The organism is Microbacterium saperdae (assembly GCF_006716345.1).
Classification (GTDB): Bacteria; Actinomycetota; Actinomycetes; order Actinomycetales; family Microbacteriaceae; genus Microbacterium; species Microbacterium saperdae.
In genome coordinates this window covers 1,360,822-1,385,462 of sequence record NZ_VFOX01000001.1, presented here as the reverse complement: position 1 = coordinate 1,385,462, position 24,641 = coordinate 1,360,822, and the positions used below count along the sequence as shown (strand labels likewise).

The following is a 24,641-nucleotide window of genomic DNA, read 5'->3' as shown; positions in this document are numbered from 1 at the left end:
CTGCGGTGCCGGACGGCTGTGGATAACCGCACCGATGACCCGGATCGCGCGTTCTCCACGACCCCTTCTCACGATGTCGGATGTACGAATTAGCGTGATCGAGACGACTTGCTTTATTCGAATATATCTTCGAGGATGGAAACATGGGGATCGGGCTCGAAGCGGTGACCGCGCTCTCTCCGACGGGCGACTCCCGCGCCGGAGAGGTGCTGCGGCTACGCCGTGAGATCAGCAGGATGCAGCGCCGCCGCAGTGACGATGCGCTGCTCCCCCTCGACCCCGCATTCGCCTCGTTGCTGCCGGAGGAGGGACTGCTGACCGGCACCGCATACACCGTCTCCCCCTCGCCGAGCCTGGTGCTCGCCCTGCTCAGCGCCGCCTCCCGCAAGGGGCACTGGAGCGCGGTCGTGGGCATGCCGACCCTCGGCGTGGAAGCCGCGGCCGCCTTCGGCATCGACCTCACCCGACTGATCCTCGTCCCCGAGCCCGCCGACCGCTGGCTCGCCGCGACATCCGCCCTCGCGGAGGTCGTCCCCCTGATCGTCGTCCATCCGGGGAGCCGCGCGCGCGATGCCGACGTCTCCCGCCTGAGCGCACGTCTGCGCGACCGCGGCTGCACGCTGCTGGTCACCGAATCCTCCGCAGGAGAGTGGCCGCAGAGCGAAGGGTCGATCCGCATCGACGGCCCGCACTGGCATGGCCTCGGCGCCGGCTGGGGGCTGCTCTCCGACTGCACGGTCACGGTGACCGCCCGCACCAGGCGCGCTCCCCAGCCCTCCCGTGTGCAGGTGCGACTCCCGGGCAGCCGCGGCCTCGTCGAGGCGTTGGGCTCCGAGCTGCAGGGCGTCGCGCAGGCGCAGCGAGGACCCGAGCTCACCGCACTGCCCTCCCTGCCCCCCGAGGCCTCCCCGCGGAACACCGTCCTCGACCGCGAGCTCTCCCTCTGGGCGGAGGCCGGATGAACGCACCGCTCCGCGTCCTCGTGCTGTGGTTCCCCGACTGGCCGCTGCGTGCCGCTCTCGGCGGACCACCGCCGCACCCGCCCACTGCGCTGGTGCAGGCGAACACCGTCGTGGCGTGCACGGCCTCTGCGCGGGAGCACGGGGTGCGGTCAGGGCAGCGTCGACGGGTCGCGCAAGGACACCTCTCCTCGCTGCAGGTCCTGCCCCACGATGCCGCCCGAGACGAGCGCGCCTTCCTTCCCGTGCTGCAGCTCATCGAGAAGCACGCGCCCGGTGTCGCCCAGCTCCGCCCCGGACTCGCCGTACTGCGCGCGAGAGGGGTCTCCCGCTATCACGGTGGGGAGGCGGAGGCCGCGGACGCACTCGCCGCCGTCCTCACCGAGGCGGGTCTGCCCGAAGTGCGCATCGGCGTCGCGGACGGCCCCTTCACCGCAGAGATCGCCGCCAGAGGGCCTCGGCCCCGCACCGTCGTCCCCGCCGGGCTGTCGAAGGACTTCCTGGCCCCCTACCCCGTGCAGGTGCTGCGAGACGAGCAGATCCCCGACCTCCTGATCAGACTGGGCGTACGCACGCTCGGCGAGTTCACGGCACTCCCGGCGCTCGAGGTGCGAGACCGCTTCGGTGAGCGCGGGGCACGCCTGCATGCTCTCGCCGCCGGCGCGGATTCCCGGCCGCTGACCCCGCGTCCGCCCGATCCCGAGCTCGTGCGGAGCGTGGAGTTCGAGACGCCTCTGGCCGGCGCCGACCAGGTGGCCTTCGCCGTGCGGCAGAGCGCCGACGGGGTACTGGTGGCCCTGGGCGACGCCTCGCTCGTGTGCACCGAGGTCCGGATCGATCTGACCGATGACAACGGAGCGGTGTTCTCCCGCACCTGGCTGCATCCGACCTGCTTCGATGCCTCCGACCTGGTCGACCGCATCCGGTGGCAGTTGGAGGCCTGGGGCGCGCAGAACGCGAAGGATCCGGTCGACGAGGCGCGCGCGTTCGGTGGCATCTGCGTGGTGCGCATCGTGCCCGTCGCCGTGGACGACGCGGCCCATCATCAGCCGGGCCTGTTCGGTTCCGGCACGGATGAACGCCTGCACCATGCCGTCTCCCGCGTGCAGACGATGCTCGGCCACGAGGGAGTGGTCACCGCCGCGCTCTCGGGTGGACGGTGGCTCGCCGACCGACAGGTGCTCACACCGTGGGGAGAGCGGACGGTCGCTCCGCGCGATCCCGCTCGCCCCTGGCCGGGGAGTCTGCCCGATCCGCTCCCCGCCGAGGTGTTCCGTCCCCCGCGCCCCATCGGAGTGGATGCGGCAGACGGCGGCACCATCAGCGTCGATGAACGCGGTGCGCTCTCCGCAGCCCCCGCACGGATCAACGGGAGCGCCGTGCAGGGGTGGGCCGGCCCCTGGCCGATCCATGAGCACCGATGGGCGAAAGACGGAGGGAAGAAGGGCCATCGGCTGCAGATCGTCGATGACCACGACCGCGCCTGGCTGGTGTTCTGCACCGGCGAGCGCTGGTGGGCGGAAGGGAGATACCGCTGATGGGCTGGCACAATCCACCGCTGTCATGGAACGAGCTGGAGCGCACGCTCAGCGGAGAAGATCTCCCGCCGCATCCGACCGCAGCGGAACCCCGTGGGGTCCGCGTCGATCCCGGCCCCGTGAGTCGGCACCGGAAGCGCACCCCGCCCTCCCCGGTCATCCGCCCTGCGGATGCCGTGCCCTACGCCGAGTTGCACGCGCACTCCTCCTACTCCTTCCTCGACGGCGCCTCATCACCGGAGGAGCTCCTGGCCGAGGCTGAACGCCTCGGCCTCACGGCTCTGGCGCTGACGGATCACGACGGCTTCTACGGGGCGGCCCGCTTCGCCGAGGTGGCCGACCTCATGGAGGCACCTCTGCAGACCGTGTTCGGCGCCGAGCTGTCGCTCGAGTTGCCCGCTCCCCAGCGGGGCACCCCCGATCCGCTGGGCGACCATCTGCTGGTCCTCGCTCGCGGCATGGAGGGGTATCACCGGCTGTCGGGGGCCATCACGACCGCCCAACTGCGCGGTGCTGAGAAGGGGCGCCCTGTCTACGACCTCGAGGAGCTCGCGGCGAGCGCGGGCGGACAGTGGACGATCCTCACCGGATGCCGCAAGGGCAGCGTGCGTCGGGGACTGGAGAACGGGGATGCCGAAACCCCCCTCCGTCTGCTCGTCGACCTGTTCGGCGCGGATCACGTCGCCGTCGAGCTCTTCGACCACGGTGACCCGCAGGACACCCGCCGTAACGACGTCCTCGCCGAACTCGCCGGCCGGATGCATCTGCCGGTGGTGGCGACGAACAACGTGCACTATGCGACACCGTCCCGCGCCCCGCTGGCAGAGGCCGTCGCCGCGGTACGGGCAGTGCGCAGCATGGACGATCTCGACGGCTGGCTCCCCGCTCACGGTGGCGCACACCTCCGCAGCGGTGCGGAGATGACCGCGCGCTTCCGGCGCTACCCCGGAGCGATCTCCTACGGCCTCGAGCTGGCTGCCGAGTCGGCGTTCCCCCTGCGCCGGGCCCGCCCTGCCCTCCCACAGCAGGAGGTGCCGGAGGGACATACTCCGATGAGCTGGCTGCGTTCCCTGGTCTGGGAGGCCGTACCCACGAAGTACCCGCGTCTGGACGACGACGGTCGGCGCCGCATCGGCCGCGAGCTCGACGTCATCGAGGAGAAGGACTTCCCCGGGTACTTCCTCATCGTGCACGACATCGTCGCGGAGGCACGGCGACGTGGCATCCTCTGCCAGGGCCGAGGGTCGGCTGCGGCGAGCGCCGTCTGCTACCTGCTGGGCATCACCGCCGTGGATCCGATCCTCTACAGGCTCCCCTTCGAACGCTTCCTCGCGACCACCCGCCAAGAGGAGCCGGACATCGACGTGGACTTCGACTCCCGTCGGCGTGAGGAGATCATCCAGTGGGTGTATCGCCGATACGGGCGCGAGCGGGCCGCGCAGGTCGCGAACGTCATCCAGTACCGGCCGAAGAACGCCGTGCGCGACATGGCCAGGGCTCTCGGGTTCTCCCCCGGCCAACAGGATGCGTGGTCACGGCAGGTCGATGGCTGGAGCACGGGACTGGAGGTCGCCGACGAGCACGACATCCCCGCGAACGTGATCGAGTACGCGGGCGAGCTGTTGAAGGCACCCCGCCATCTCGGCATCCACTCCGGCGGAATGGTGCTCACGGCCCGTCCTGTGGGCGAGGTCGTGCCGGTGGAACATGCGCGGATGGAGGATCGCACCGTCATCCAGTGGGACAAGGACGACGCGGCGTGGATGGGGCTGGTGAAGTTCGACCTGCTGGGGTTGGGGATGCTCGCCGCGCTGCAGCACTGCTTCGACCTGATCCACGAGGCCACGGGTGAGAGGTGGACCCTGGAGACCATCCCGAAGGAGGAGCCCGCCGTCTACGACATGCTCTGCCGTGCAGACTCGATCGGGGTGTTCCAGGTCGAGTCCCGCGCTCAGATCGGCCTGCTCCCCCGCCTGCAGCCGCGGAGCTTCTACGACCTCACCATCCAGATCGCCCTGATCCGGCCTGGCCCCATCCAGGGCGGAGCCGTGCATCCCTTCGTGCGCCGCAAGATGGCGAAGGACCGCAACGACGAGGAGAACCGGGAGCGGGTGGCACGCGGTGAGAAGCCGGTGGATTTCACGATCCCCTACCCTCACCCCGACCTGGAGGACATCCTGAAGCGGACCCTGGGCATCCCGATCTTCCAGGAGCAGCTGATCCAGATGGCGACCGCCGTGGGCGACTGCACGGCCGACGAAGCCGATCTGCTGCGGCGGGCCATGGGCTCCAAGCGCGGCCTCGAGAAGATCGAGAAGGTCAAGGCGAAGCTCTACGCCGGGATGACGAGGCGCGGGCTGGTCGGCGACGACGCCGACCGTATCTACGCGCAGATCCAGGCATTCGCGAACTTCGGCTTCGCCGAGTCCCATTCCCTGTCGTTCGCGTTGCTGGTCTATGCCAGCTCCTGGGTGAAGCTGCACTATCCCGGGGCGTTCCTGGCGGGACTCCTGCGTTCCCAGCCGATGGGCTTCTACTCCGCGGCGACGCTCACCGCCGATGCGCGGCGGCATGGCGTGGAGGTACGGCGCCCCGATCTGCAGACCTCCGGGGCGACAGAGACGATGGAACCGCTCACCGCGGCCACGCCGCGCTCACCCACCGGTCTCGACTCCTGCCTTGCGGATCCGCAGCCGCCCACGCTGCGCTTCAACAGGGATGCTCCCGATGAGGCCGTCGCCCACCGCAGAGACGGCGGGTATGCCGTACGGCTGGGACTCGGCGGAGTACGCGGGATCGGCGCGCCCCTGGCCGAGCGGATCGTCGCCGAGCGCGAGGAGAACGGCCCCTACCGGGACCTGCATGATCTGGTGCGCCGCACGGATGCCACGGCTGCGCAGCTGGAAGCTCTCGCCACCGCCGGAGCCTTCGCCTGTCTCGGACTGGAGCGGAGAGAGGCGATCTGGCTTGCGGGGGCCGCCGCCGAGGACCGAGCTCGCTTCCTGCCGGGCACGACGGTGTCCGTGCAGCCGCCGCTGTTCTCCGATCAGACCAGTTACGAGCAGCTCTCAGCCGACCTCTGGGCGACGGGCGTCTCCACCGACGATCATCCGATGGCGCACTTCCGCTCAGCACTGACGGAGCGCGGGGTGCTCACGGCACAGGATCTGCAGGAGCACGAGGTGGGCCGCCGTATCGAGGTCGCCGGACTCGTCACGCACCGCCAGCGCCCGGCGACGGCCGCCGGCGTCACCTTCGTGAACCTGGAGGACGAGAGCGGTCTGGTCAACGTCGTCTGCTCGACCGGGGTGTGGAACCGTTACCGCCGCGTCGCTCGCGACTCTCCCGCGCTGATCATCCGCGGCATCCTGGAGCGCTCACCCGAGGGTGTGGTGAACGTGCTGGCTGACGCTTTCGAGGATCTGCGCACGGGTCTGACCCATCGCTCACGGGACTTCCGATGAGCGAGGCGGCGTCACCAGAACCGCTCGGGCTCCTCGGCCGGAGGGCGATCGCTCCCACCCCAACGGTCGGCCTCCGCCTTCGCCGCGTCCGCCGCCGCATCCGCTCCGCGCAGTGCCACCTTGGCTCCCACCGCGCCCGGCCCGATGGGATCGACGGTGAGGATGGTGCGCGCGCTGCGATCACCGATGATCACGGTGCACTCCAGGACCCGCCCCACCCACCGCGCGAGCTCGCCCCGTGGATCCTCGACGCGCCGGTATCGGACGCCGGTGTCCAGGTCGACCAGAGACAGGAGCACCGGCTCCTGCGTGAGCGGATCGGCCTGCTCGGTCACCTCGACCCGGTGGCCGGAGGGGATGGCGACCTGAGCTGTCCACACGAGCGTTCTGTCCATGTCTCCACCTTAGGAACGCAGGCCGTCGCGGCAAACACCTTGTGTGACGAACACATTTCTCAAAAAAGTTTGTCCCCCAAATGGCGGACAAGACGAAATCGCGATATTCTGCTATGCGTAGCGGGGGCTACAGGCTGAGACCTGGGGAATCGGCCGATGAGAGCAGCGAGATCTTCGCCGCCTCCCCTACCGTCCGGGTTGGGCGGTGCGCCCTCTCGAGAACACGTCTGGGGCGGAAACTCGAGAGGGCAAATCCCCGCCATCTCGCGTCCGTAACCCGTCGGCCGCACGGCGCGCACCGATCTCGGGTCGCCGACATCGTCCGCGGATCCGTCTGCCGATCGTCACGTCGGCATGTCGCCCCGCGCCCGGGCACGAAGAAGAGGAACACGAAGTTCCTCCACTTTCAGGATATCTCCGACAGGGGGGCTTGCCACAAGACCCCCTGTATGGGGCAGGATCGATCCTCGCTCACGCCCTCACCGCCTGAGCGCGAAGGAGACTCCCATGCCCACGACTTTCCTCGACCCGTTCCAGCTGCCGCCCTCTTCACACCGAAAGACGGCATCCGCACTCATCGAAGCCGACCGCGCGCAGTTCCTGCGCATCGCCGACGCCCTGCGCGCGCAGCGCGAAGAGACCGAGGCGCGCCTCCTCACCGCACGACAGACGCATGCCGGCACCGGCAGCACGGCGGTCGATCGCGACCTGGAGATCCGTCGACTCAGCAGCCGACTGCGGCTGCTCGACCGGTTCGGGCTGGACCTCTGCCTGGGGAGGATGACGCCGAGCGACGGCAGCCCGCCGCTCTACATCGGTCGTTCCGGCCTCGCGGCCGACGACGGCACACGCCTTCTCATCGACTGGCGGACTCCGGCGGCCGAACCGTACTTCGCCGCCACGATGGAGGATCCACGGGGAATCTCGTCCCGCCGCCGCTACCGCTGGAGCGACGGTCGCATCTCCGACTACTGGGACGAGGCACTCACGGAAGACGGGTTCGGCGATCCGGACGCACTCGACGACCAGTCCTCCTTCATCGCCAGCCTGGGCTCCGATCGCTCCTCGCGGATGCGCGACGTGCTGTCCACCATCCAATCCGATCAGGACGCGATCATCCGCACACCGTCGCCGGGAGCGCTGGTCGTCGACGGCGGACCGGGCACGGGCAAGACCGTCGTCGCCCTGCACCGCGCGGCGCATCTGCTCTACGCCGAACCGCGCCTCACGCACGGCGGAGGCGGCATGCTGCTCGTCGGACCGAATGCCCAGTACCTCTCGTACGTCGAGGATGTGCTGCCGAGCCTCGGCGAGGACAGCGTCCGACTGAGCACGCTTCGCGACCTCGTGCCGGAGGGGCACGACGCGGTCAGTGAGACGGACCCGCGCGTCGCTCGGCTCAAGGAGGCTCTGGATCCTGGCGCGTTGATCGAGGCGGCGACCTCCGCCTCCGAGCAGCCCCCTCAGCGAGCCCTGAGGCTGGAGTCCCCCTGGGCGGACCTGTGGCTGAGCAGCGAGGAGTGGGCTGAGGCCTTCTCCGCCCCCGACCCCTCCTCCACGCACAACGCAGCGCGAGACGAGGTGTGGGAGGAACTGCTCGAGATGCTCACCGATCAGATCCACGACGAGGACGTGCCTCCGCACGCCGTGAGGCGGTGGCTGCGACAGGACGAGGAGCTCACCGGCACGTTCGTGCGCGCCTGGCCGCTGCTCTCCCCCACGGCGATCGTCCGTCGCCTGTGGAGCGACTCGGAGTTCCTCGGACGATGCGCCCCCGCCCTGACCGCCGCCGAGATCGCCCTCCTGCACAGAGAAGCGGACACGGCGTGGACAGACGCCGACCTTCCGCTCCTCGACGCCGCGCACCGCCGGATCGGCGACCCGGAGGCGACGCGAGCAGAGCATCGCCGACAGGCGGTGATCGCCTCGGCGCAGGAGCAGATGTCGCACGTGGTCGACCACCTCATCGAGGATGACGACAGCGAGATGAAGGTCATGTCGATCCTCAAGGGCCAGGACGCCCGGAACGTGCTCATCGGCGTCGATACTCCTCCGGTGTCCGCGCCGGATGAACTCGCCGGTCCGTTCGCGCACATCGTGGTCGATGAAGCGCAGGAGCTCAGCGATGCGGAATGGCGGATGTTGCTGGCGCGCTGCCCCTCGCGCAGCCTGACGGTCGTGGGTGATCGCGCGCAGGCGCGCCACGGCTTCACGGAGAGCTGGGTGGAGCGACTGGAGCGGATCGGTCTCCGCGACGTGCGGATCGCGCACCTCGGAGTGAACTACCGCACGCCGTCCGAGGTCATGGCGGTGGCAGCCCCCGGCATCCGTGCGGCGATCCCCGATGCGAACGTGCCGGCCTCGGTACGAGACAGCGGCATCCCGGTGCGCGTGACCACGGCATCGGCCCTCTCGGAGATCCTCGCCGAGTGGCTGTCGACGCACACGCAGGGAATCGCATGCGTGATCGGCGACTCGTCGTTCGCGCCCACCCCACGCGTCCGTTCGCTGACCCCCGCAGGCGCCAAGGGACTCGAGTTCGACCTCGTGATGCTCGTGCGACCTGAGCAGTTCGGGGACGGCGTCACCGGCGCCGTGGACCGCTACGTCGCGATGACCCGCGCCACGCAGGAGCTCGTCATCCTGCGGTGAGACGGCTCAGGGTGTCGCTGGGGAGAGGCCGAGCTGGGCGAGCGCGGCACGTGCGTGCCGCCTCGCGGTGGCTTCGCTGGGCGCCGGTGCGAGCCCGAGCAGACGCTGACGATGCGGCTCTCCGAGCAGGAGGGCGAACAGTGCCGATGCGGTGGCATCCTGCCCCTCGGGGATGCGGTCCCTGAGGGCGGCGATGTAGGCACGCGGGCCCTCGTCGTAGAAGCGTCGCGCCAGCTCGGGAAAGGCCGCGGCTTCGATGATCATCAGTCGGTGCAGTCCGATCGCCTCATCGGAGTGCAGCGCGCGCACCATCGTGACCGCCAGCTCGTCCAGGCTGCTTCCGGCGTCGTCGCGGTGGACCGTACGATCCCGCAACCGCTCGACGCTCGCGAGGAAGATCTCGGTGCGGTCGCCGAAGTAGGCGTAGATGGTCCGCTTGGTCACATGCGCCTCGGCGGCGATCTCGTCCAGCGTGACCTGATGGAATCCGCGCGCGGTGAACAGCTGCACGGCGACATCCAGGATGTCATCGCGCCGTTGTGCGCGCTCCGCCTCGGTCGGTCGACCCCGCTTCCGCGGTGCCTGAGCGTGCTCCGCCGCCATACTGCCCCCTCGTGGATCTCTCTCGCCTCTTCCATTCTATAATGAGACGGAATACGTATCATTACTGATGCGCCGTGGCAGCGGCGCAACAGGCGTCCGCTCACCCCGCGGGCGCCCCGTCACACCGGACGAGAGGAACCCGCATGTCCGCGAAAGCCAGAGCTCCCCGCACCTCCACCCGACCGCCGTCGCCTCCGAGCTCCGACGAGCTGTCGCAGGAGTTCTACCGACGGATGGTGATGATCCGCCGGTTCGAGGAACGGGCAGCACGCGCCTACGCCGAGGCGAAAGTCGGGGGCTACTGCCATCTGAATCTCGGCGAGGAGGCGACCGTCGTCGGCGTCATGGGGGCACTGGACGACAGCGACTACGTCTACACGAACTACCGGGAGCACGGCTACGCGCTGGCCCGCGGCATCGCACCCGAACGCATCATGGCGGAGCTGTACGGCCGTAGCGATGGAGTATCGAAGGGGTGGGGCGGGTCGATGCACATGTTCGACATCGCGAGCCGGTTCATGGGCGGCTACGGCATCGTCGGCGGTCAGGTGCCACTGGCGACCGGGACCGCGTTGGCGATCGAGTACCGCGCGGGTACCGAGGCCGTCGTCTGCCTGATGGGTGACGGCACGACGAACATCGGCGCCTTCCACGAATCCCTCAACATCGCCGCACTGTGGGGCCTTCCGATCGTCTACGTCGTGAACAACAACGGGCTGGGCATGGGCACGACGGTCGAGCAGTCCTCCGCCGAGCCGGAACTGTACAAGCGCGCGGCCTCGTACCGCATGCCTTCTGCACGCGTCGACGGCAACGACCCTGCGGCGGTGCACGCGGCGATGCGGGTGGCACTGTCGAGCGCTCGCGCGGGCGTCCCCTACCTCCTGGAGACGATGACCGGACGCATGAAGGGCCACTCGGTCGTGGATCCCGCGCGATACCGCAGTGCAGATGACACCGCGCGGGCGCAGGCCGGTGATCCGATCGCGGCCTTCGCCACGCGGCTCCTCGAGCGCGACCTCCTGACGGACGACATGATCGCCGAGATCGACCGCGAGGCCATCGCCCGCGCATCCGCTGCCGCCGCGTTCGCCGAAGCGAGTCCACACCCCGATGTCTCGACCCTGTTCGACTACACCTACGCCACGGCCGTGCCCAACGACTCGCGTCGCCTCCCTGGCGACGCCTTGTTCCCCGCGCCGCCCCGACCGTCCGCCGCGCACACGGAGGTGATGGCATGAGCGTCATCAGCTACCGCCAGGCGCTCCACGACGCGCTGCGCGAGGAGATGCTCCGTGATCCGGCCGTCTTCCTGATCGGTGAGGAGATCGGCCTGTTCGAAGGGTCCTACAAGATCACCGCCGGCATGCTCGAGGAGTTCGGCCCGCAGCGCGTCCGGGACACCCCGATCGCCGAAGAGGGGTTCACCGGCGCCGCGATCGGTGCCGCGATGGTCGGACTGCGACCGGTCGTGGAGATCATGACGATCAACTTCTCTCTGCTGGCGCTGGATCAGATCGTCAACCATGCCGCGAAGATCTACGGCATGTTCGGCGGGCAGGCGCGCGCGCCGCTGGTGATCCGGACTCCCGGTGGCGGCGGGCAGCAGCTCGGCGCGACCCACTCGCAGAACGTCGAGCTCTATTACGCGTTCGTGCCGGGCATGAAGGTCGTGGCACCGTCCACACCCGCCGATGCGAAAGCGCTCATGCTCGCCGCGATCCGCGACGACGACCCGGTACTGGTACTGGAGAACCTCGCACTGTACAACACCACCGGAGAGGTGCCGGACGACATCGAGCCCGCCGAGATCGGGAGGGCCGTGGTCGCCCGCCCCGGGCGCGACATCACGGTGGTCGCCTACTCGCGCATGGCGATGGTCGCCCGGGAAGCAGCAGAGCGCCTGTCCGATGAAGGCATCGACGTCGAGGTGATCGACCTGCGCAGCCTCCGCCCGCTCGACCGCGAGACGATCGTCGACTCGGTGCGCCGGACGAGCTGCGCCGTCGTGCTGGAGGACGACTGGTTGACGTACGGGATCGGCGCGGAGATCGCCGCGACCATCTCCGACGGCGCCTTCGACTGGCTCGACGCCCCCGTGCGCCGTGTCGCGATGGCGGAGGTTCCGATGCCGTACGCGAAGCCGCTGGAGACCGCGGCCCTCCCCTCCGTGGACGACGCCATCACGGCGATCCGCGAAACTCTCGACGCCGTCGCCCGACGAGCCTGAAAGGTCACCATGATCGACATCCTCATGCCACGCCTGTCCGACACCATGACGGAGGGCGCGATCGCCGCCTGGCGCAAGAAGCCGGGCGACTCCGTATCGCCCGGCGACGTGCTGGTCGAGATCGAGACCGACAAGGCGCTCATGGAACAGGAGGCCTACGACGCCGGAGTGCTCGTCGAGATCCTCGTCGCCGAGGGCGAGAACGTCGCCATCGGCACGCCGATCGCACGACTGGATGACGGCCGCGACGAAGTCGCTCCGTCTCCTCCCGCAGCCGCAGCCGCACCGGCACCCACTCCTGCTCCGGCACCGGCACCTGCGCCCGCGGATGTCGCGCCCGCACGCCGAGCGGCGACCCCACTGGTCCGTCGGCTCGCCCGGGAGCGCGGTGTCGACCTCCGCGATGTCTCCGGCAGCGGTCCCGGCGGTCGCATCGTGCGCGCTGACCTGGAGGCCGTAGGCGCTTCCGCGGTCTACGTGCACTCCACGGCCTCGTCCGCCACGCCTTCTGACGACCGGGACCCGCTGCCTGTGCCGTTCGATGCCGTGCGACAGGCCATCGCGTCGCGGCTCACGACGAGCGCCACGACGGTACCGAGCTTCACGGCCACGGCATCCGCCGATGTCGGGGAGCTGCTGTCGCTGCGGGCGCAGATCAACGACGCGAACGCGGGAGCACCGACGAAGATCAGCGTGAACGACCTGATGGTGCGCGCCACCGCCATCGCGTTGCGGCAGCATCCGGAGATCAACGCCTCCTACGCTCCGGAGGGGCGAGGGCAGACCCTCCTGCACTCCCGGATCCACATCGGAATCGCCGTCGCCTCACCGGCCGGACTGGTCGTGCCCGTGGTGCGCGACGCCGATCGCGCCGCCGTCTCGACCCTTGCCGCGACGACCCGTGAACTCATCGCGAAGGCGGCCGACCGCACGCTGACGACTGCCGAGATGAGCGACGGGACGTTCACCATCAGCAACCTCGGCATGTTCGGCATCGAGCACTTCACGGCGATCATCAACCCACCGCAGGGCGCGATCCTCGCGGTCGGAGGCATCCGCGACGAACTCGCACTGATCGACGGCGAGGTCGTGGAGCGCCGACGCCTGCGCGTGACACTCACGGCGGATCACCGGATCATCGATGGCGCGGCCGCCGCCGGATTCCTCTCGACGCTGGTCGCACTGCTGGAGAATCCGCTGCGGATCGTGACCTGACCGCACGGCCCCCACGGAGAACGTCTCCGCGATGGGCTGAGCGATCGAGCCGGGAACCGCGCCCCGTGGTTCTCGGCTCCCCGCCGCTCCGGGTGCGGAGATCGGCGGAGGTCACGGTTGTGCTGTCAGTTTCCCGGCCCGCCGTCGCTGAACTCGCCGTACTGATAGACCTACGACTAGGCGCGGACCTGTTGACCCTGTTGATGACGATGCCCCTCCCTATCGGAAGGCTCGTCATGTCCCCTATCGGCGGACGCACCCCAGTCGTCGCTGCCTCTTTGCTCGCGGCACTCGTTCTCCTCTCCTCCGCCTCGTCGGCGAACGCCGCGACGACCATCGACGGCCCTATCGACCTCGGAACGGCGACCCCCTTCGCCGTCCTTGCCGCGTCGGCCGTCACCAACACCGGACCGTCGGTCCTCAACGGCGACGTCGGGCTGAGCCCCGAGACGGCCGTGACCGGCTTCCCACCTGCCGTCGTGAACGGAACGCTGCACCAGACCGATGCGGTCGCCGCTCAAGCGCAGGCCGACCTCACCACGGCGTACAACGTGGCAGCGGGACTGACTCCGCTCACCTCCGGCCTCGGCGATCTGACGGGCGCATCGCTGACTCCTGGCGTGTACTCAGGCGGCGAACTCGCATTGACCGGCGCGCTGACGCTTTCCGGCACGGCCGAATCCGTCTGGATCTTCCAAGCCGCCTCCACCCTGACGATCGGCTCGGGCGCGATCATCACCCTGACCGACGGCGCCAGCGCCTGCAACGTCTTCTGGCAGGTCGGCAGTTCCGCGACGATCAGAACCGGTGCGCAGTTCGTCGGCACCGTGATGGCGGATGTGTCCGTCACCGCGCAGACGGCGGCGACGGTGACAGGCCGCCTCCTCGCCCGCACCGGTGCCGTGACGCTCGACACCAACACGATCACCGCGCCGACGGGTTGCACCACAGCGCCCGGCACCGTGCGGACGAGCCCCGCGATCACCTCTGCCGCGCCGCCGAGCGGGGTGGTCGGTACCGACTACTCGCACACGATCACCTCGTCCGGCACGCCGACGTCGACGTACACCGTCGGTTCCGGGTCGCTCCCGCCAGGGCTGACGCTGAACGAGACCACCGGTGTCCTCAGCGGCCAGCCGACGACCTCGGGGACGTACACCGTCACCGTCGTCGTGACCAACGGCACGCAGCCCGACGCCACGGTCACGTACGAGCTCACGGTCGCCCCCGCGGCGATCTCCGAAGGGCCGGCGGCCCCGGCACCCGGTTCGGGAGACACGGGCTCTGGCGATCAGCTCGCCGAGAGCGGGGCCGAGGTGGGGCTGTCGCCGATCCTCGCTGTCCTCGCGCTCATCACGGGTGGGCTCATCATCGCGATGTCGCGGGCTCGTCGCTCGCGATCCGCCGCCTGAGCGGGTTCGAATGCGGGTCACGAGGGCGTGATGCGCGCGACTCGCTCGCCAGCACCACGCCCACACCTGCGCCGCACAACACGAATCCGATGAGGGTCACCACCGTGAGCTGCTCGCCGAGCAGGAGCGCTCCCGCCGCTGCCGTGGCGGGAGCGACCAGGAACAGCAGCGCATTGAGCGCGGTGATCCCGACACGACGCAGCAGCCACCAGTAGAGGCCGTACGCGGCGAGAGTCGGGAAGGCTGCGGAGAACGCTGCGGCGATCCAGAACGACCCGGATGCCGGCGGCACGAGCGCTCCCGCGAACGCGGCGATCAGCAGGAGTGCCACGGCGGTCACGGTCACGTGGATCGCGAGCGTCAGGAGGACTCCGGTGTGCACCGCGGAGCGCCGCTGGAGGAAGGTGCCGATGATCAGGCAGACCATCGCCAGCGCCGGCAGCAGGTACGCCGAAGGCGGAGCATCGGAACCGCCGAGTTGTGAGCGCACCACCAGCAGGACGCCGAGCGCACCGAGCACGAGGCCCGCCCACTGCGCCGCGCGCACGCGGAGCCCCAGCAGCGGCCCGACGAGCATCGCGACGACCAGGGGCTGCACGGCATCGATCAGCGCCGTCGTACCGGTGGCGACACCGGCCGCGACCGCCGCATACACGGCGGCGCAGTAGCCGAACTGCGCGAAGATGCCGATCAGGGCCTGACGGCGCATGTCAGCTCGGGGCACGCCTCGCGCCGCGCCCGATGCCAGCACGACGACGATCAGCACCACCGCGAGCGGCACGAACCGCCACACCAGCAGGGTCAGCGGAGAGGCATCGGTGGCGATGGCCGGCACGAGGAAGCCGGAACTCCAGGTCGCGACGAAGGCCGCGGAGGCCAGGATGGTGACGCCGAGCCGAAGTACACCGATCTGTTTACTCATTGGAACGACTATACAGGTTGGTATACTCGACGCATGGCCACCTCCGTTCCCGAGCTCGCCCCGCTCACCCCCGGAGCCTCGCGTGTGCTCGACGCCGCCTCGCGCCTGTTCTACGAGCGCGGCATCCACGCGGTGGGCGTCGACACGATCGCCGAGGCCGCCGGCGTCACCAAGAAGACGCTCTACGACCGATTCGGTTCGAAGGAGGCGTTGGTCGTCGCGTACCTGCAGCACAGGGACGCGAAGTGGCGCGTACACGTCGCCGATCACCTGTCGCGCGTGGCGACCCCGGGCATCCCCCGCGTGCTGGCGATCTTCGACGCCGCGATCACGTGGTCGGACGAGTACAGCCCGAAGGGCTGCAGCGCGATCAACGCGCGCGCCGAGATCGGCGACGGGCACGACGGGCACCCCGTGTTCCCCGAGGTGGCCAGGCAGAAGGCATGGCTGCTCGACGTCTTCACCGACCTCTGCCGGGAGGCAGGAGTGACGGATGCCGCGTCGATGGCGCGGGCGATGATGCTGCTCTACGAAGGTGCCATCGTCACGGTCGGGATGGAGACGTTCGCGCAGCCGTTCCAGGTCGCGCGCGGTCTGGCGCGCGGGTTGCTGGAGAACGCCGGGGCGTGAGGCGGGTCAGGTCTCTTCCGCCGACTCCCGCGCCGGCCGCGCAAGGATCAGGATCCGTCGCAGGTGCATCGCCGTGAGCACGCCAGGCCCCATCGAGCGGTGCACTTCGATCGTGCGGTCGTCCACGGTCTCGAGCAGGTGCCGCAGCGCGCGAGCCGCCTGACCCCGGGCGAGGTGCGCTTCTGAGGTGTCGTCCGCACCGAACGCGAGGGCGTCGGCGACCGCGTGGCACGCTGCGGTCAGAGGATCCGGGAGGACGGGGTCGAGTTCGATGGCAGCAGGGCGTTCCCAGATCGTGTCGGCGACAGCATCCGAGATGTCACGGATGTGGTGCGCGATCGCATCCAGCGCATCCATCTCGGCCCAGACATCACGCGGTCGGGCGCGGGTGAGCAGGGCACGCGGATTGCCGCGGCGGCTGTCGTCGGCATCCGCCAGGGCCGTGCGGATCTCCCGGGTGGTGTCGGCGAGCGACGCCGCATCATCCGCCCACTGGTCGCGCTCGGGCGGCCAAGACGCGGAGATCGCGTCTCCGATGTCGTGCAGGTGCGTCGCGAGGTGCGCGCGGAAGGCATCGACACGTGCCGCGGCCTGCGCGGTGAGCGGCGCCGGAGCGATCAGCACGTTGACGAGCAGGCCGATCGTCACGCCCACCGCGGTCTGCACCAGGTATCCGAGCGAGTAGTCATCGGCGTTCTGGCCTCCGATGATGAGGACGAACAGAGCGGCCATCGGCACGTACTCGCGGCCGGATCCGAACCATCCGGTCCCGGAGATGAGCACGGCGAGACCGACGACGACGGGGATCGTCCACCAGTTCGGCCCGACCGTCAGGATGACGAGCGTCGCCAGTCCGATGCCGGCAGCGAGCCCGAGGATGGTCTGCAACCCGGAGCGCACCGACCCCATCAACGTCGGATACATGCTGATCAGCGCCCCGAGCGGTGCGTAGTACGGATAGTCGTCCACGACGCCAGGCATGTGCGGTGCCACCCACCATGCGAGCCCCACCGCCAGCGCCGTCTTGGCGACAAGGAGCAGCCGAGCCGGTTCCGTCGCCTGGCGTGCCGCTCGTCGGATGGCGGACGCGTGAGCGCGCACTCGTCCGCGCGATGCAGTGTCTGTCATGCGTGTCGCCTTCTCTCGATACAGGTGGGCTGCTCGTCGGCCGGATGGCACGAGCGCCCCACCCTACGGGGCGAACATCAGTGCGCCGATCGGGTTGACAGCGGCGGATGCGGGGCGCGCCGGCCGCCACGGACTCGAGCCCCTCGCCGACTCGCAGAGGACTCCGCGTCACCCCGCGATTGCCCACGCGTGGGCGGGATCGGCGACGAGGAGCCGTGACACCGAGTCGGGATCCACCGTCTCCTACAGGCGCGGGGCCACACTCGAGAGCAGGGCCGCGGGGCCGTGGCGCTCGCAATCGTCGTGTCGGCCCTGAGAAGGAGCTGGTCTCGATGCCCGCGATCGACGAGCATCGTGATGATGTGCGCCAGGCGGTCGGCGCCGAGGGGATGACGAGGCGAGGTCGTGTCGAGACAGACCCAGGCACCCGAGTCCGCACACAGGCTTCGCAACCCGTAGAGCTCTGACGCGGAGACACCATCCCGCATCCCGTGCCCTCAGGTGGGGATCCGCCCTAGTCTGCGCGAGCGATCCCCGACGCTCGCAATTGCCGGATGTAGCGGAGGTCGTCGCCGGCGCGCGCACCATGGGTGTCGGCGATGAGGGTCACGTCTTCCCAATCGGATCGGACGAGTTCCTGGAGAGCGATTCTGAGCGAAGAGCGTCCCGGATCGATTGCACGCCAGTCGAGAGTGCGCGCGGCCTCGGCAGTGACGACGGCCTGGAGTTCGGGGTTGCGGCGGATGAATCGTGACGGGTATCCGCGGATGGTGATGTCCCCTGTGGCGTCCGTGAGGTCGAGCATCCACTCGGGGTCCTGCATGCGTTCGCGGTGCCAGCGCGCATAGCGAGCGGTCGTCTCGGTGTCGGGGTCGTCGAGGGTCGGGTTGAGGATCAGTCCGCGCACGCGTCCGCGCAGCGTGACGCGGCGGAGTTCGCAGCCGAAGAGGAACCCGGAGCCATGCGGGCAGCGCAGACCATCGACGGTGACGTCTTCGAGCACGGCGCCGTTGAGCGAGCTGGATTGCAGTTCGAGGTCGGTGATCTGCACGCGCGAGATCCGGGGGCGCTCGTGGCGGTGCGTGGCTCGGGCCGCGACGCAGTTCTCCAGGGTGATACGTCGACCGGTCACAGCAGCCAGTTCGTCGCCCGGTTCGAGCCGGTGGTCACGATAGACGGTGCGCGGCGGATTCCGGCGGGCACTCTTCTTCCGCAGATCCGCGGCCGATTCGTTCGCCATGAGCACCAGCTCGGCGAGGGGCAGAGAACCCGAATCCGAGACGCGAGGAATCAGCCCCGGCATCACTGTGAGGGTGCGGGCGCGTCCGATGTCCGGCCCCACAGCGATCACGCCGTCACTGACGACGTGCGCGCTGTTCAGTCCGAGCGGGAAGTCGACGGAGGTGATCTCCGAGAGATCCTCCGAAGAGAGCACGAGGAGGCGCTGGGGAGCCGACTCGCGGATCTGCGTGGCGGCGACCAGCAGCTCCGGCCCGTGATGCAGGAGACGGGCAGCGCCTGCTCGCGCAGCCCCCTCAGGAATCGTGTCCTGCGGATGCGGACTCCGACGCCTCCGCTTCCACAGGGTCATCGTGGACAACGAGACCAGCGATTCCATGGCCGCGGCGGAGTTCCCGACAGCGACCACGTCGTCTCCTTCGCGGCGGAGGAAGGTGTTGTACTTGCCGATCCCCGCGGTCAACCGCCGAGTGGTCTCCACGGCGGTCACGTCGATCTCGGTCAGAGCGTGGTCGGTCAGCACCAGCGCACGGTCACCGGAGAGGACGAGCGCGTCGCGCAGCATCCCGCGGAGCCCCGGCAACATGCGCCACTGCCCGGTGTGCAGGTCGAGCATGCCGAGTCGGTGCGTCGCGCGGCCCTCGACCCAGGAGGTGAGCAGGATGCGACTGTCGAGCACCACCGTGGCCGTGGGGAAGTGATGCGGTGCATCTTCCGACACCGGAACGTGAAGCTCCTGCACGTCAGCAGGCGTCTCTGTTGGCCGGAATCCCACGGGTCACAGAGTATCGCAGCCGCGCTTTCCACGTTCCCGGCGCACCCGCACGAGATCCCGTCAGCGATCGACGGTGAACCACGCCGTGGGGCCATTCGTGAGCGACGGCGCCGCCCTCGCCCCGAAACGGGATGCGGCGTCTGGCCAGGCGACGAAGTTCCTCTCCGCGCGACGCGCGGTGTCACCGGTGAGCGGGTCGACAGCGAACACGCCCGTCCCGCCGGCGCGCACCAGGTTCGTCAGTTCACGGATGTACTCGGCGGTGCGAGCGTCTTCGGTCGGCACGGATGCCCGCACCTCGCCGTTCCGCAGGCTGTCATCCTCGGAACGTGACCGCACGAGGCTCGCGAGACCGGAACCGACGATCGCGTACACCCACCCCCGACCGGACGGGTGACGCACCACATAGTCACGATGAAAGGTGCTCTCGGAGATGATGCTCGTATCCACGAGTGTGACGTGAGGGCCCGCGCACTCGCTCAGTGATGAGCGAAACGTCGGGAGGGGTGTCTCGGGTTGTTGAGAGGCGTCGACGAACCTCACCGCGGGGAGACTGGTTCGCACGGCGTCGCTGAACCGTGCTTCATCCGCGGGCGTCATGAAGACGCAGAGCCGATGGAGCTTCGACGGCGTGCTCATGACACCAGCGGTGATGTGATCTTGGCCGCGCGGTACGACTGCCTATCCTTCGTGGCACGCCACCGACGCCAGTGCTTCGTCGACATCCGGAAAGGCAGATGCTGCTGCACGTGAGCGGCGGCATCGTGCAAGCGATCATCGGCGGGAAAGGCGAGCCAGAGCGAGAGCGAGGAGGCGGTCGTGCCGAACGTGGCACGCACCCCGGACGTACCGAGGAGGCGCCCGTAACCATCTACCGCGAACCGGCCGAACGCATCGGCATCGATCCCCTCGTACGACGTTCCTGTCTCGGGGTCGATCAGAGCCACCTGCGCGTTCCAGACCAGCGAGGCCAGCGGATGACCGTGGCCGGTCACCGCTCCGGAGTCAGCACCGCTGAGGGCGTCGAGCGTGGCATCGACGTCCTCTGAGCGAACCCGCCACTGGGTGTGCGTGCGCTGGCGACTCTGCGGTCCGCCGAAGTGCGCTGCCGCGAACGATTCGAAGCGGCCGGTGACGTCGGGCGGGCCTCCGGCCCAGAGTTGGAAGGACATCTCCGGCGCACCGACGGTCAGCACGGTGGCATCGACGAACGCCTGCACGCGCTCGGCGGCCGCACGGGGATTCTTCGTGCGGAGCGAGTGCGCACCACCCGCCGAGGCCGGCAATCCGTCGTAGGTCACGACCTCCTGATTCGATGTCACCCCTCCATTATCCCGACCACCGGGACGCACCTGATGCGCGCGCAGGCATTGCGGGACCGGCGCGCCGCGGCCGGAAGGACGACAGCGCGCGCCGGTAATCTGGTCGTGGCGACGACGACAGCCGACGGATTCAGGGGTGAGCGGATGAGTGTGTCAACGACGAAGCGGACCATGGTGTTGCACAGCGCGCACCAGGACCAGTTCGATGTGCCGGACAGGGACCTCGTCTTCTACGACCAGCCCTACGACACCGAGCATCTCTCTCGCGTCACCGATGTGCACCTGTGGTCTCCCCTCGAGGGGCCCATCGATCGTCTCCCCGAGATCATCACGGCGATGACGAATCTGAGATCGCTCAGCATCGGCCCAGGAAAGGTCCTCCCCACCGTCGTCACCGAACTGCGGCAGGGCGATCTCCCTGACAGCCTGGAAGAGCTTTCGGTGCACATCAGCGATCGGACCCTCGTGTGGCCGGATGTCGTGGTGCCGAACCTGAAGACCCTCTACGTCGGCGAACCCTTCCGTTTCAAGAACGAGCACTTCCCCCGGCTCCGCGCTCTCTCCCTCTACCCGCAGAGATCTCTGAACAATGTGCGGCAGGCGCTCGAACTCCCGCTGGAAGAATTGAACCTGTTGAACGTGCCCACGGACGAGGAGATCTTCCGTCTCGTCGAACCGGTCGGGCTTCGCCGTCTCGGACTGATCGGTGGACGCACGCTGACAAGCCTCACCGGGATCAGCGCGCTCCCCCAGTTGGAGTCGTTGCGCCTGAAGAACCTCACCTCTCTGGGGGACATCTCGGAGCTCGCCACTCTGCAGCAACTCGAGATCGTGAACATCCAGTACTGCAAGAAGATCACCGGTATCGCCGCCATCAACGACCTCCCCCGACTGCGCAGGCTCACCCTGGTCGGATGCGGGACCATCGGCCTCGAAAAGATCGAGGCGAAGTTGTCGACACTGGATTGGGCCAACACCGGCGCGACGTGGTGATCGTCTGCCCGAAGAAGCTGCTCGGCAGCCTGGGGGCATGACGGAACTCTTCCGAAGTGCCATCAGATGCCTGCAGGGCGCCGGGTGGGCGTACGAGCCGTCGACGTCCGCGGAAGACGGAATTCCCGCCGCGCTGCACACCGCACCCGAGACGGTGATCCGCTGGGCGTCCTCGTTCTCGGTGCTGTCGAACTCAGACGACACCGTGTGGTTCCTGTCCCGTGACGACTACTCGACCGACGCCGAGGGCGCGTTCGCGTGGAACGAGTGGGAACAGCTGAGCCTCCAGGCGACGACATCGGATGACGAGGCGGCCACGGTCTCCCGATTCTGGAAGCGTCACCTCCCTATCCTGCTTTCCGTTCGCAACGGGTACGAGTACGTGGCCGTGCGCGACGACGGAGCAGTCGTCCACGGGACGGAGCCCGAGTTCGAAGAGGCGGTCGTCGCGTTCTCTCACTTCGAGGATCTGCTGAGGTACATCAGCGCATGGCCAGCCCGGCGCGAACAGGTCGTCGACAGGTTGCTGTTCGATGCCGCCGGCAGTTGACGGGAAGCGCTTGCGGCGGTTCGAGAGCGCGGATGGCGTGCCGCTGCTCGCGCGAGAAGAGAGCTCAGTCCGTCGAGGCTCGAGGTGAATCAGCGCCGCGCAGGAGCTGTCGCACTCCCCGCTCGTATCGTCGGTCTTCGTCCGGCTCGAAGATGCGTGCGGCCACCCGCAGCATCGTCGGTCTCTCTGCGTTGAGCTGCTCGAACAGGCTACGGCGGTCGACCTGATGGGGTTGATCGACAGCGGACTGCTGTTCGATGACGGACCCCACCGTGAACCGCACCAGGTTGAACCAGGAATCCAACGCATCACCGGGATCGTCGACGCCGCTGCGCAGGAGCAGAGGCACGGCCGCTTCGCTGAGGTCGAGGACGTGCGGCCCGAGCGCGAAGGTGCCGGCGAAGACCCTGCCGCCGTCGCGATGGGCGAGCAACGACGTGCGGAACCGAGCCAACAGCGTGACGAGCTGCTCGGAAGGATCGCCGTCGCCGACCGCGACATCTCCCATCTCGGCGACGATCGCATCCGCCATGGCCTCGAGGAGATCCTGTTTCGAGCGGAAATGCCAGTACAGAGAGGGCGCCTTGACGTCGAGACGGGTGGCGACGGCTCGCATGCTGACGCCTGCCTCGCCCCCTTCATCGAGCAGGTCCAGCGCGGCATCGACGATCTCTTGACGGTCCATCTGCATCCCTCCGCTTGACAGCCTAACACTGTTAGAGCAATACTCCCGGTATGACTAACGATGTAAGGGAACAGGTTTCTGGCTACGACATCGCCGTCGTGGGAGGCGGTCCGGTGGGCTTCTGGTTGGCCGCCGAAGCGAGCCTGGGCGGAGCGCGCGTCGTGCTGCTGGAGCGACGACGGAAGCGGGTCACCCAGTCTCGCGCGTTGACGATCCACGGGCGCACGCTGGAGACCTTCGGATTGCGCGGACTCTCGTCGCGTTTCCTGGAAGTCGGGCGCCCGATGCCGACCTGGCACTTCGCCGGCCTGGATACGCGCCTGGACTTCTCATCATTCGATTCGCCGCACCCGTTCACGCTGTTCATCCCGCAGTCGCGCACCGAGGCCATCCTCGAGGCACACGCGCTCGAGGTCGGCGTCGAGGTGCGGCGCGGCGCGCTCGTCACGGCGGTGGAAGACCGCGGCGATCGGGTCGATCTCGCACTGGAGGACGGCACGGCGGTCTCGTCGCGGTGGGTGGTGGGCACGGACGGTGCGCGGAGCATCGTGCGTCGAACCGCGGGGATCGACTTCCCGGGGCTGCCTGCCACGGACTCCATCGCGATGGGTGATGTCGTACTCGACCTTCCTGCCGGCGCGCCGCTCGGTGGCGGCCAGAACGAGTTCGGTGGGGCGAACATTATCCCGTCCGGCGACGGCGTCCATTCGCGGGTCATCGTCTTGGACACCGCGCGCCGTCACGTACCGCAGCATGAGCCCCTCACCCTGGACGAGCTGAGCGAGTCGCTGCGACGGACCACCGGCAGCGACTTCGGCGCGCGCGACGCTTCCTGGCTGACCCGCTTCACCAACGAGACCCGGCTTGCCTCCACGTACCGCGCGGGCAGGATCCTCCTGGCCGGAGACGCCGCACACATCCACGCACCGATGGGCGGTCAAGGACTGAACGTGGGAGTGCAGGATGCGATGAACCTGGGCTGGAAGCTCGCACTGACCGCGACCGGCCGCGCTCCCGAGTACCTCCTCGACACCTACGAGAGCGAGAGACGACCCATCGGAGAACGACTGTTCGCCAACACTGTCGCCCAGTATCAGCTCGTATCCACCTTCACCCCCGCGAACGCCTCCCTCCGCGAGGTCGTCAGCGGCCTGCTCGCGGTTCCGGAGGCCAACCGCGCCATGGCCGGAGAGGTGTCCGGCTTCTCGGTCTCCTACCCCGAGCCGCTGGCTGCGGAGGCGGAGGCGGATTCCTGGGTGGGACGACGGATTCCCGACCTGCCGCTGACCGACGGATCATCGGTGCACCGCGCACTGTCCGACGGACACTTCGTCCGCGTGAGCGTGCCGGGTCATCCTCCCCTCTCGATGCCCGCGGTTCTCAGCAAGGCGCCGGTTGTCGATGTCCAGGCGGTGCGAATCCGCGCCGATGACCTTCCCCCGGCCGGGTCGATCATCGTCCGCCCCGACGGATACGGCCTCTCTGGTATCAGCGGCGCTCCGACGGCAGACGGAACCCACCGATGACCGCCCACCGGTCGAACCCCGCCGCCCTGCACGGGGCGCCCGGGTTCACCAGCCAGATCGTCCGGGCGACCGGACCGCTCGCCTTCATCTCCGGGCAGGTCTCCCAACGGGTGGATGGCACGTGGGCGGGGATCGGCAGCCACCGGGAACAGGCGGAGCAGATCGCACGAAACATCGACGTCACGCTCGATGAACTCGGCCTCTCCCGAGACGCCATCGTGAAAGAGACCGTCTATGTCGTCGACTATGACCCCGCGCTGCTCCTCGACGTCGTCGGTCCGCTTCGCGACGGGCGCAGCGAACCGCCCGCAAGCACGCTGATCGGCGTCCACGCCCTCTTCGCACCCGAGGCACTCATGGAAGTGGAACTCGTCGTCGACCTGGAGCCATGACCGCACGCTGA

General features: G+C 68.8%; 21 protein-coding genes. 13 read left to right on the top strand and 8 right to left on the bottom strand.

Going from position 1 to position 24,641, the window contains the following annotated elements:
- Positions 1–143 precede the first annotated feature (143 nt).
- From FB560_RS06515 to FB560_RS06505, 3 genes are read left to right on the top strand one after another with little or no spacing between them, the layout of a single operon-like run.
- Positions 144–962 carry a hypothetical protein gene (locus FB560_RS06515; protein ID WP_141871613.1) on the top strand — a complete coding sequence of 273 codons (819 nt, stop codon included), beginning with the start codon at positions 144–146 and terminating at the stop codon, positions 960–962.
- Positions 959–2,497, top strand: coding sequence for a DNA polymerase Y family protein (locus tag FB560_RS06510; RefSeq protein WP_141871612.1), 1,539 nt, complete (start codon positions 959–961; stop codon positions 2,495–2,497). The genes FB560_RS06515 and FB560_RS06510 overlap by 4 nt, the downstream gene beginning before the upstream one ends.
- Positions 2,497–5,961 (top strand): error-prone DNA polymerase, encoded by a 3,465-nt coding sequence (locus FB560_RS06505; protein WP_141871611.1) that lies wholly within the window; start codon positions 2,497–2,499, stop codon positions 5,959–5,961. Before FB560_RS06510 ends, FB560_RS06505 begins: the two co-directional genes overlap by 1 nt.
- A gap of 11 nt (positions 5,962–5,972) precedes the next feature.
- On the opposite strand, the gene FB560_RS06500 is transcribed toward FB560_RS06505, so the two are convergent.
- Positions 5,973–6,356: a hypothetical protein gene (locus tag FB560_RS06500; RefSeq protein WP_141871610.1), complete on the bottom strand. Its 384-nt coding sequence runs from the start codon at positions 6,354–6,356 to the stop codon at positions 5,973–5,975.
- 507 nt (positions 6,357–6,863) lie between these two features.
- Between FB560_RS06500 and helR the strand changes: the two genes are divergently transcribed.
- Entirely contained in the window at positions 6,864–9,008 is a 2,145-nt protein-coding gene (gene helR / locus FB560_RS06495) for an RNA polymerase recycling motor ATPase HelR (protein ID WP_141871609.1), read from the top strand.
- Positions 9,009–9,014: 6 nt separating this feature from the next.
- Here the strand turns inward: helR and FB560_RS06490 are convergent, their stop codons facing one another.
- Positions 9,015–9,611: a TetR/AcrR family transcriptional regulator gene (locus FB560_RS06490; RefSeq protein WP_141871608.1), complete on the bottom strand. Its 597-nt coding sequence runs from the start codon at positions 9,609–9,611 to the stop codon at positions 9,015–9,017.
- A 143-nt stretch (positions 9,612–9,754) separates the two neighbouring features.
- Here FB560_RS06490 and pdhA point away from each other — a divergent pair, with 143 nt between their 5' ends.
- From pdhA to FB560_RS06470, 4 genes are all read left to right on the top strand, one after another.
- Complete coding sequence (gene pdhA / locus FB560_RS06485; protein WP_141871607.1) at positions 9,755–10,852, top strand: pyruvate dehydrogenase (acetyl-transferring) E1 component subunit alpha; 1,098 nt, start codon at positions 9,755–9,757, stop codon at positions 10,850–10,852.
- Complete coding sequence (locus FB560_RS06480) at positions 10,849–11,841, top strand: alpha-ketoacid dehydrogenase subunit beta (RefSeq protein WP_141871606.1); 993 nt, start codon at positions 10,849–10,851, stop codon at positions 11,839–11,841. Before pdhA ends, FB560_RS06480 begins: the two co-directional genes overlap by 4 nt.
- Positions 11,842–11,850: 9 nt before the next feature.
- Positions 11,851–13,056, top strand: a complete 1,206-nt coding sequence (locus FB560_RS06475; RefSeq protein ID WP_141871605.1) for a dihydrolipoamide acetyltransferase family protein — start codon at positions 11,851–11,853, stop codon at positions 13,054–13,056.
- Between the two features lie 236 nt (positions 13,057–13,292).
- On the top strand, positions 13,293–14,468 hold the full coding sequence (locus FB560_RS06470) for an ice-binding family protein (protein ID WP_170198082.1): 1,176 nt from the start codon (positions 13,293–13,295) through the stop codon (positions 14,466–14,468).
- On the opposite strand, the gene FB560_RS06465 is transcribed toward FB560_RS06470, so the two are convergent.
- A complete protein-coding gene (locus tag FB560_RS06465) occupies positions 14,425–15,390 on the bottom strand; it encodes a DMT family transporter (RefSeq protein WP_141871603.1) in 966 nt (321 codons plus the stop codon). The two genes, FB560_RS06470 and FB560_RS06465, sit on opposite strands and share 44 nt — an antisense overlap.
- Before the next feature lie 33 nt (positions 15,391–15,423).
- On the opposite strand from FB560_RS06465, the gene FB560_RS06460 reads away from it, so the two are divergent.
- A complete protein-coding gene (locus FB560_RS06460) occupies positions 15,424–16,020 on the top strand; it encodes a TetR/AcrR family transcriptional regulator (protein ID WP_141871602.1) in 597 nt (198 codons plus the stop codon).
- A gap of 6 nt (positions 16,021–16,026) precedes the next feature.
- Here FB560_RS06460 and FB560_RS06455 read toward each other — a convergent pair whose 3' ends face one another.
- The 4 genes from FB560_RS06455 to FB560_RS06440 form a co-directional block, all read right to left on the bottom strand.
- Complete coding sequence (locus FB560_RS06455; protein ID WP_141871601.1) at positions 16,027–17,148, bottom strand: FUSC family protein; 1,122 nt, start codon at positions 17,146–17,148, stop codon at positions 16,027–16,029.
- A 514-nt stretch (positions 17,149–17,662) separates the two neighbouring features.
- Complete coding sequence (locus FB560_RS06450; RefSeq protein WP_141871600.1) at positions 17,663–19,108, bottom strand: hypothetical protein; 1,446 nt, start codon at positions 19,106–19,108, stop codon at positions 17,663–17,665.
- A gap of 114 nt (positions 19,109–19,222) precedes the next feature.
- Positions 19,223–19,567: a hypothetical protein gene (locus FB560_RS06445; protein ID WP_141871599.1), complete on the bottom strand. Its 345-nt coding sequence runs from the start codon at positions 19,565–19,567 to the stop codon at positions 19,223–19,225.
- A 230-nt stretch (positions 19,568–19,797) separates the two neighbouring features.
- Positions 19,798–20,484 carry a hypothetical protein gene (locus tag FB560_RS06440; protein ID WP_141871598.1) on the bottom strand — a complete coding sequence of 229 codons (687 nt, stop codon included), beginning with the start codon at positions 20,482–20,484 and terminating at the stop codon, positions 19,798–19,800.
- Between the two features lie 171 nt (positions 20,485–20,655).
- Here FB560_RS06440 and FB560_RS06435 point away from each other — a divergent pair, with 171 nt between their 5' ends.
- Both FB560_RS06435 and FB560_RS06430 read left to right on the top strand, forming a co-directional pair.
- The gene (locus FB560_RS06435) at positions 20,656–21,477 is read left to right on the top strand and encodes a leucine-rich repeat domain-containing protein (RefSeq protein ID WP_141871597.1); all 822 of its coding nucleotides are present in this window, start codon (positions 20,656–20,658) and stop codon (positions 21,475–21,477) included.
- Positions 21,478–21,514: 37 nt separating this feature from the next.
- Positions 21,515–22,027, top strand: coding sequence for a hypothetical protein (locus tag FB560_RS06430; protein ID WP_141871596.1), 513 nt, complete (start codon positions 21,515–21,517; stop codon positions 22,025–22,027).
- Positions 22,028–22,091: 64 nt separating this feature from the next.
- Here FB560_RS06430 and FB560_RS06425 read toward each other — a convergent pair whose 3' ends face one another.
- Positions 22,092–22,712, bottom strand: a complete 621-nt coding sequence (locus FB560_RS06425; RefSeq protein ID WP_170198081.1) for a TetR/AcrR family transcriptional regulator C-terminal domain-containing protein — start codon at positions 22,710–22,712, stop codon at positions 22,092–22,094.
- Between the two features lie 50 nt (positions 22,713–22,762).
- Between FB560_RS06425 and FB560_RS06420 the strand changes: the two genes are divergently transcribed.
- Together FB560_RS06420 and FB560_RS06415 are read left to right on the top strand one after the other, a co-directional pair.
- Positions 22,763–24,238, top strand: a complete 1,476-nt coding sequence (locus FB560_RS06420) for an FAD-dependent monooxygenase (protein ID WP_141871594.1) — start codon at positions 22,763–22,765, stop codon at positions 24,236–24,238.
- Entirely contained in the window at positions 24,235–24,630 is a 396-nt protein-coding gene (locus FB560_RS06415; protein ID WP_141871593.1) for a RidA family protein, read from the top strand. The genes FB560_RS06420 and FB560_RS06415 overlap by 4 nt, the downstream gene beginning before the upstream one ends.
- Positions 24,631–24,641: the final 11 nt, after the last annotated feature.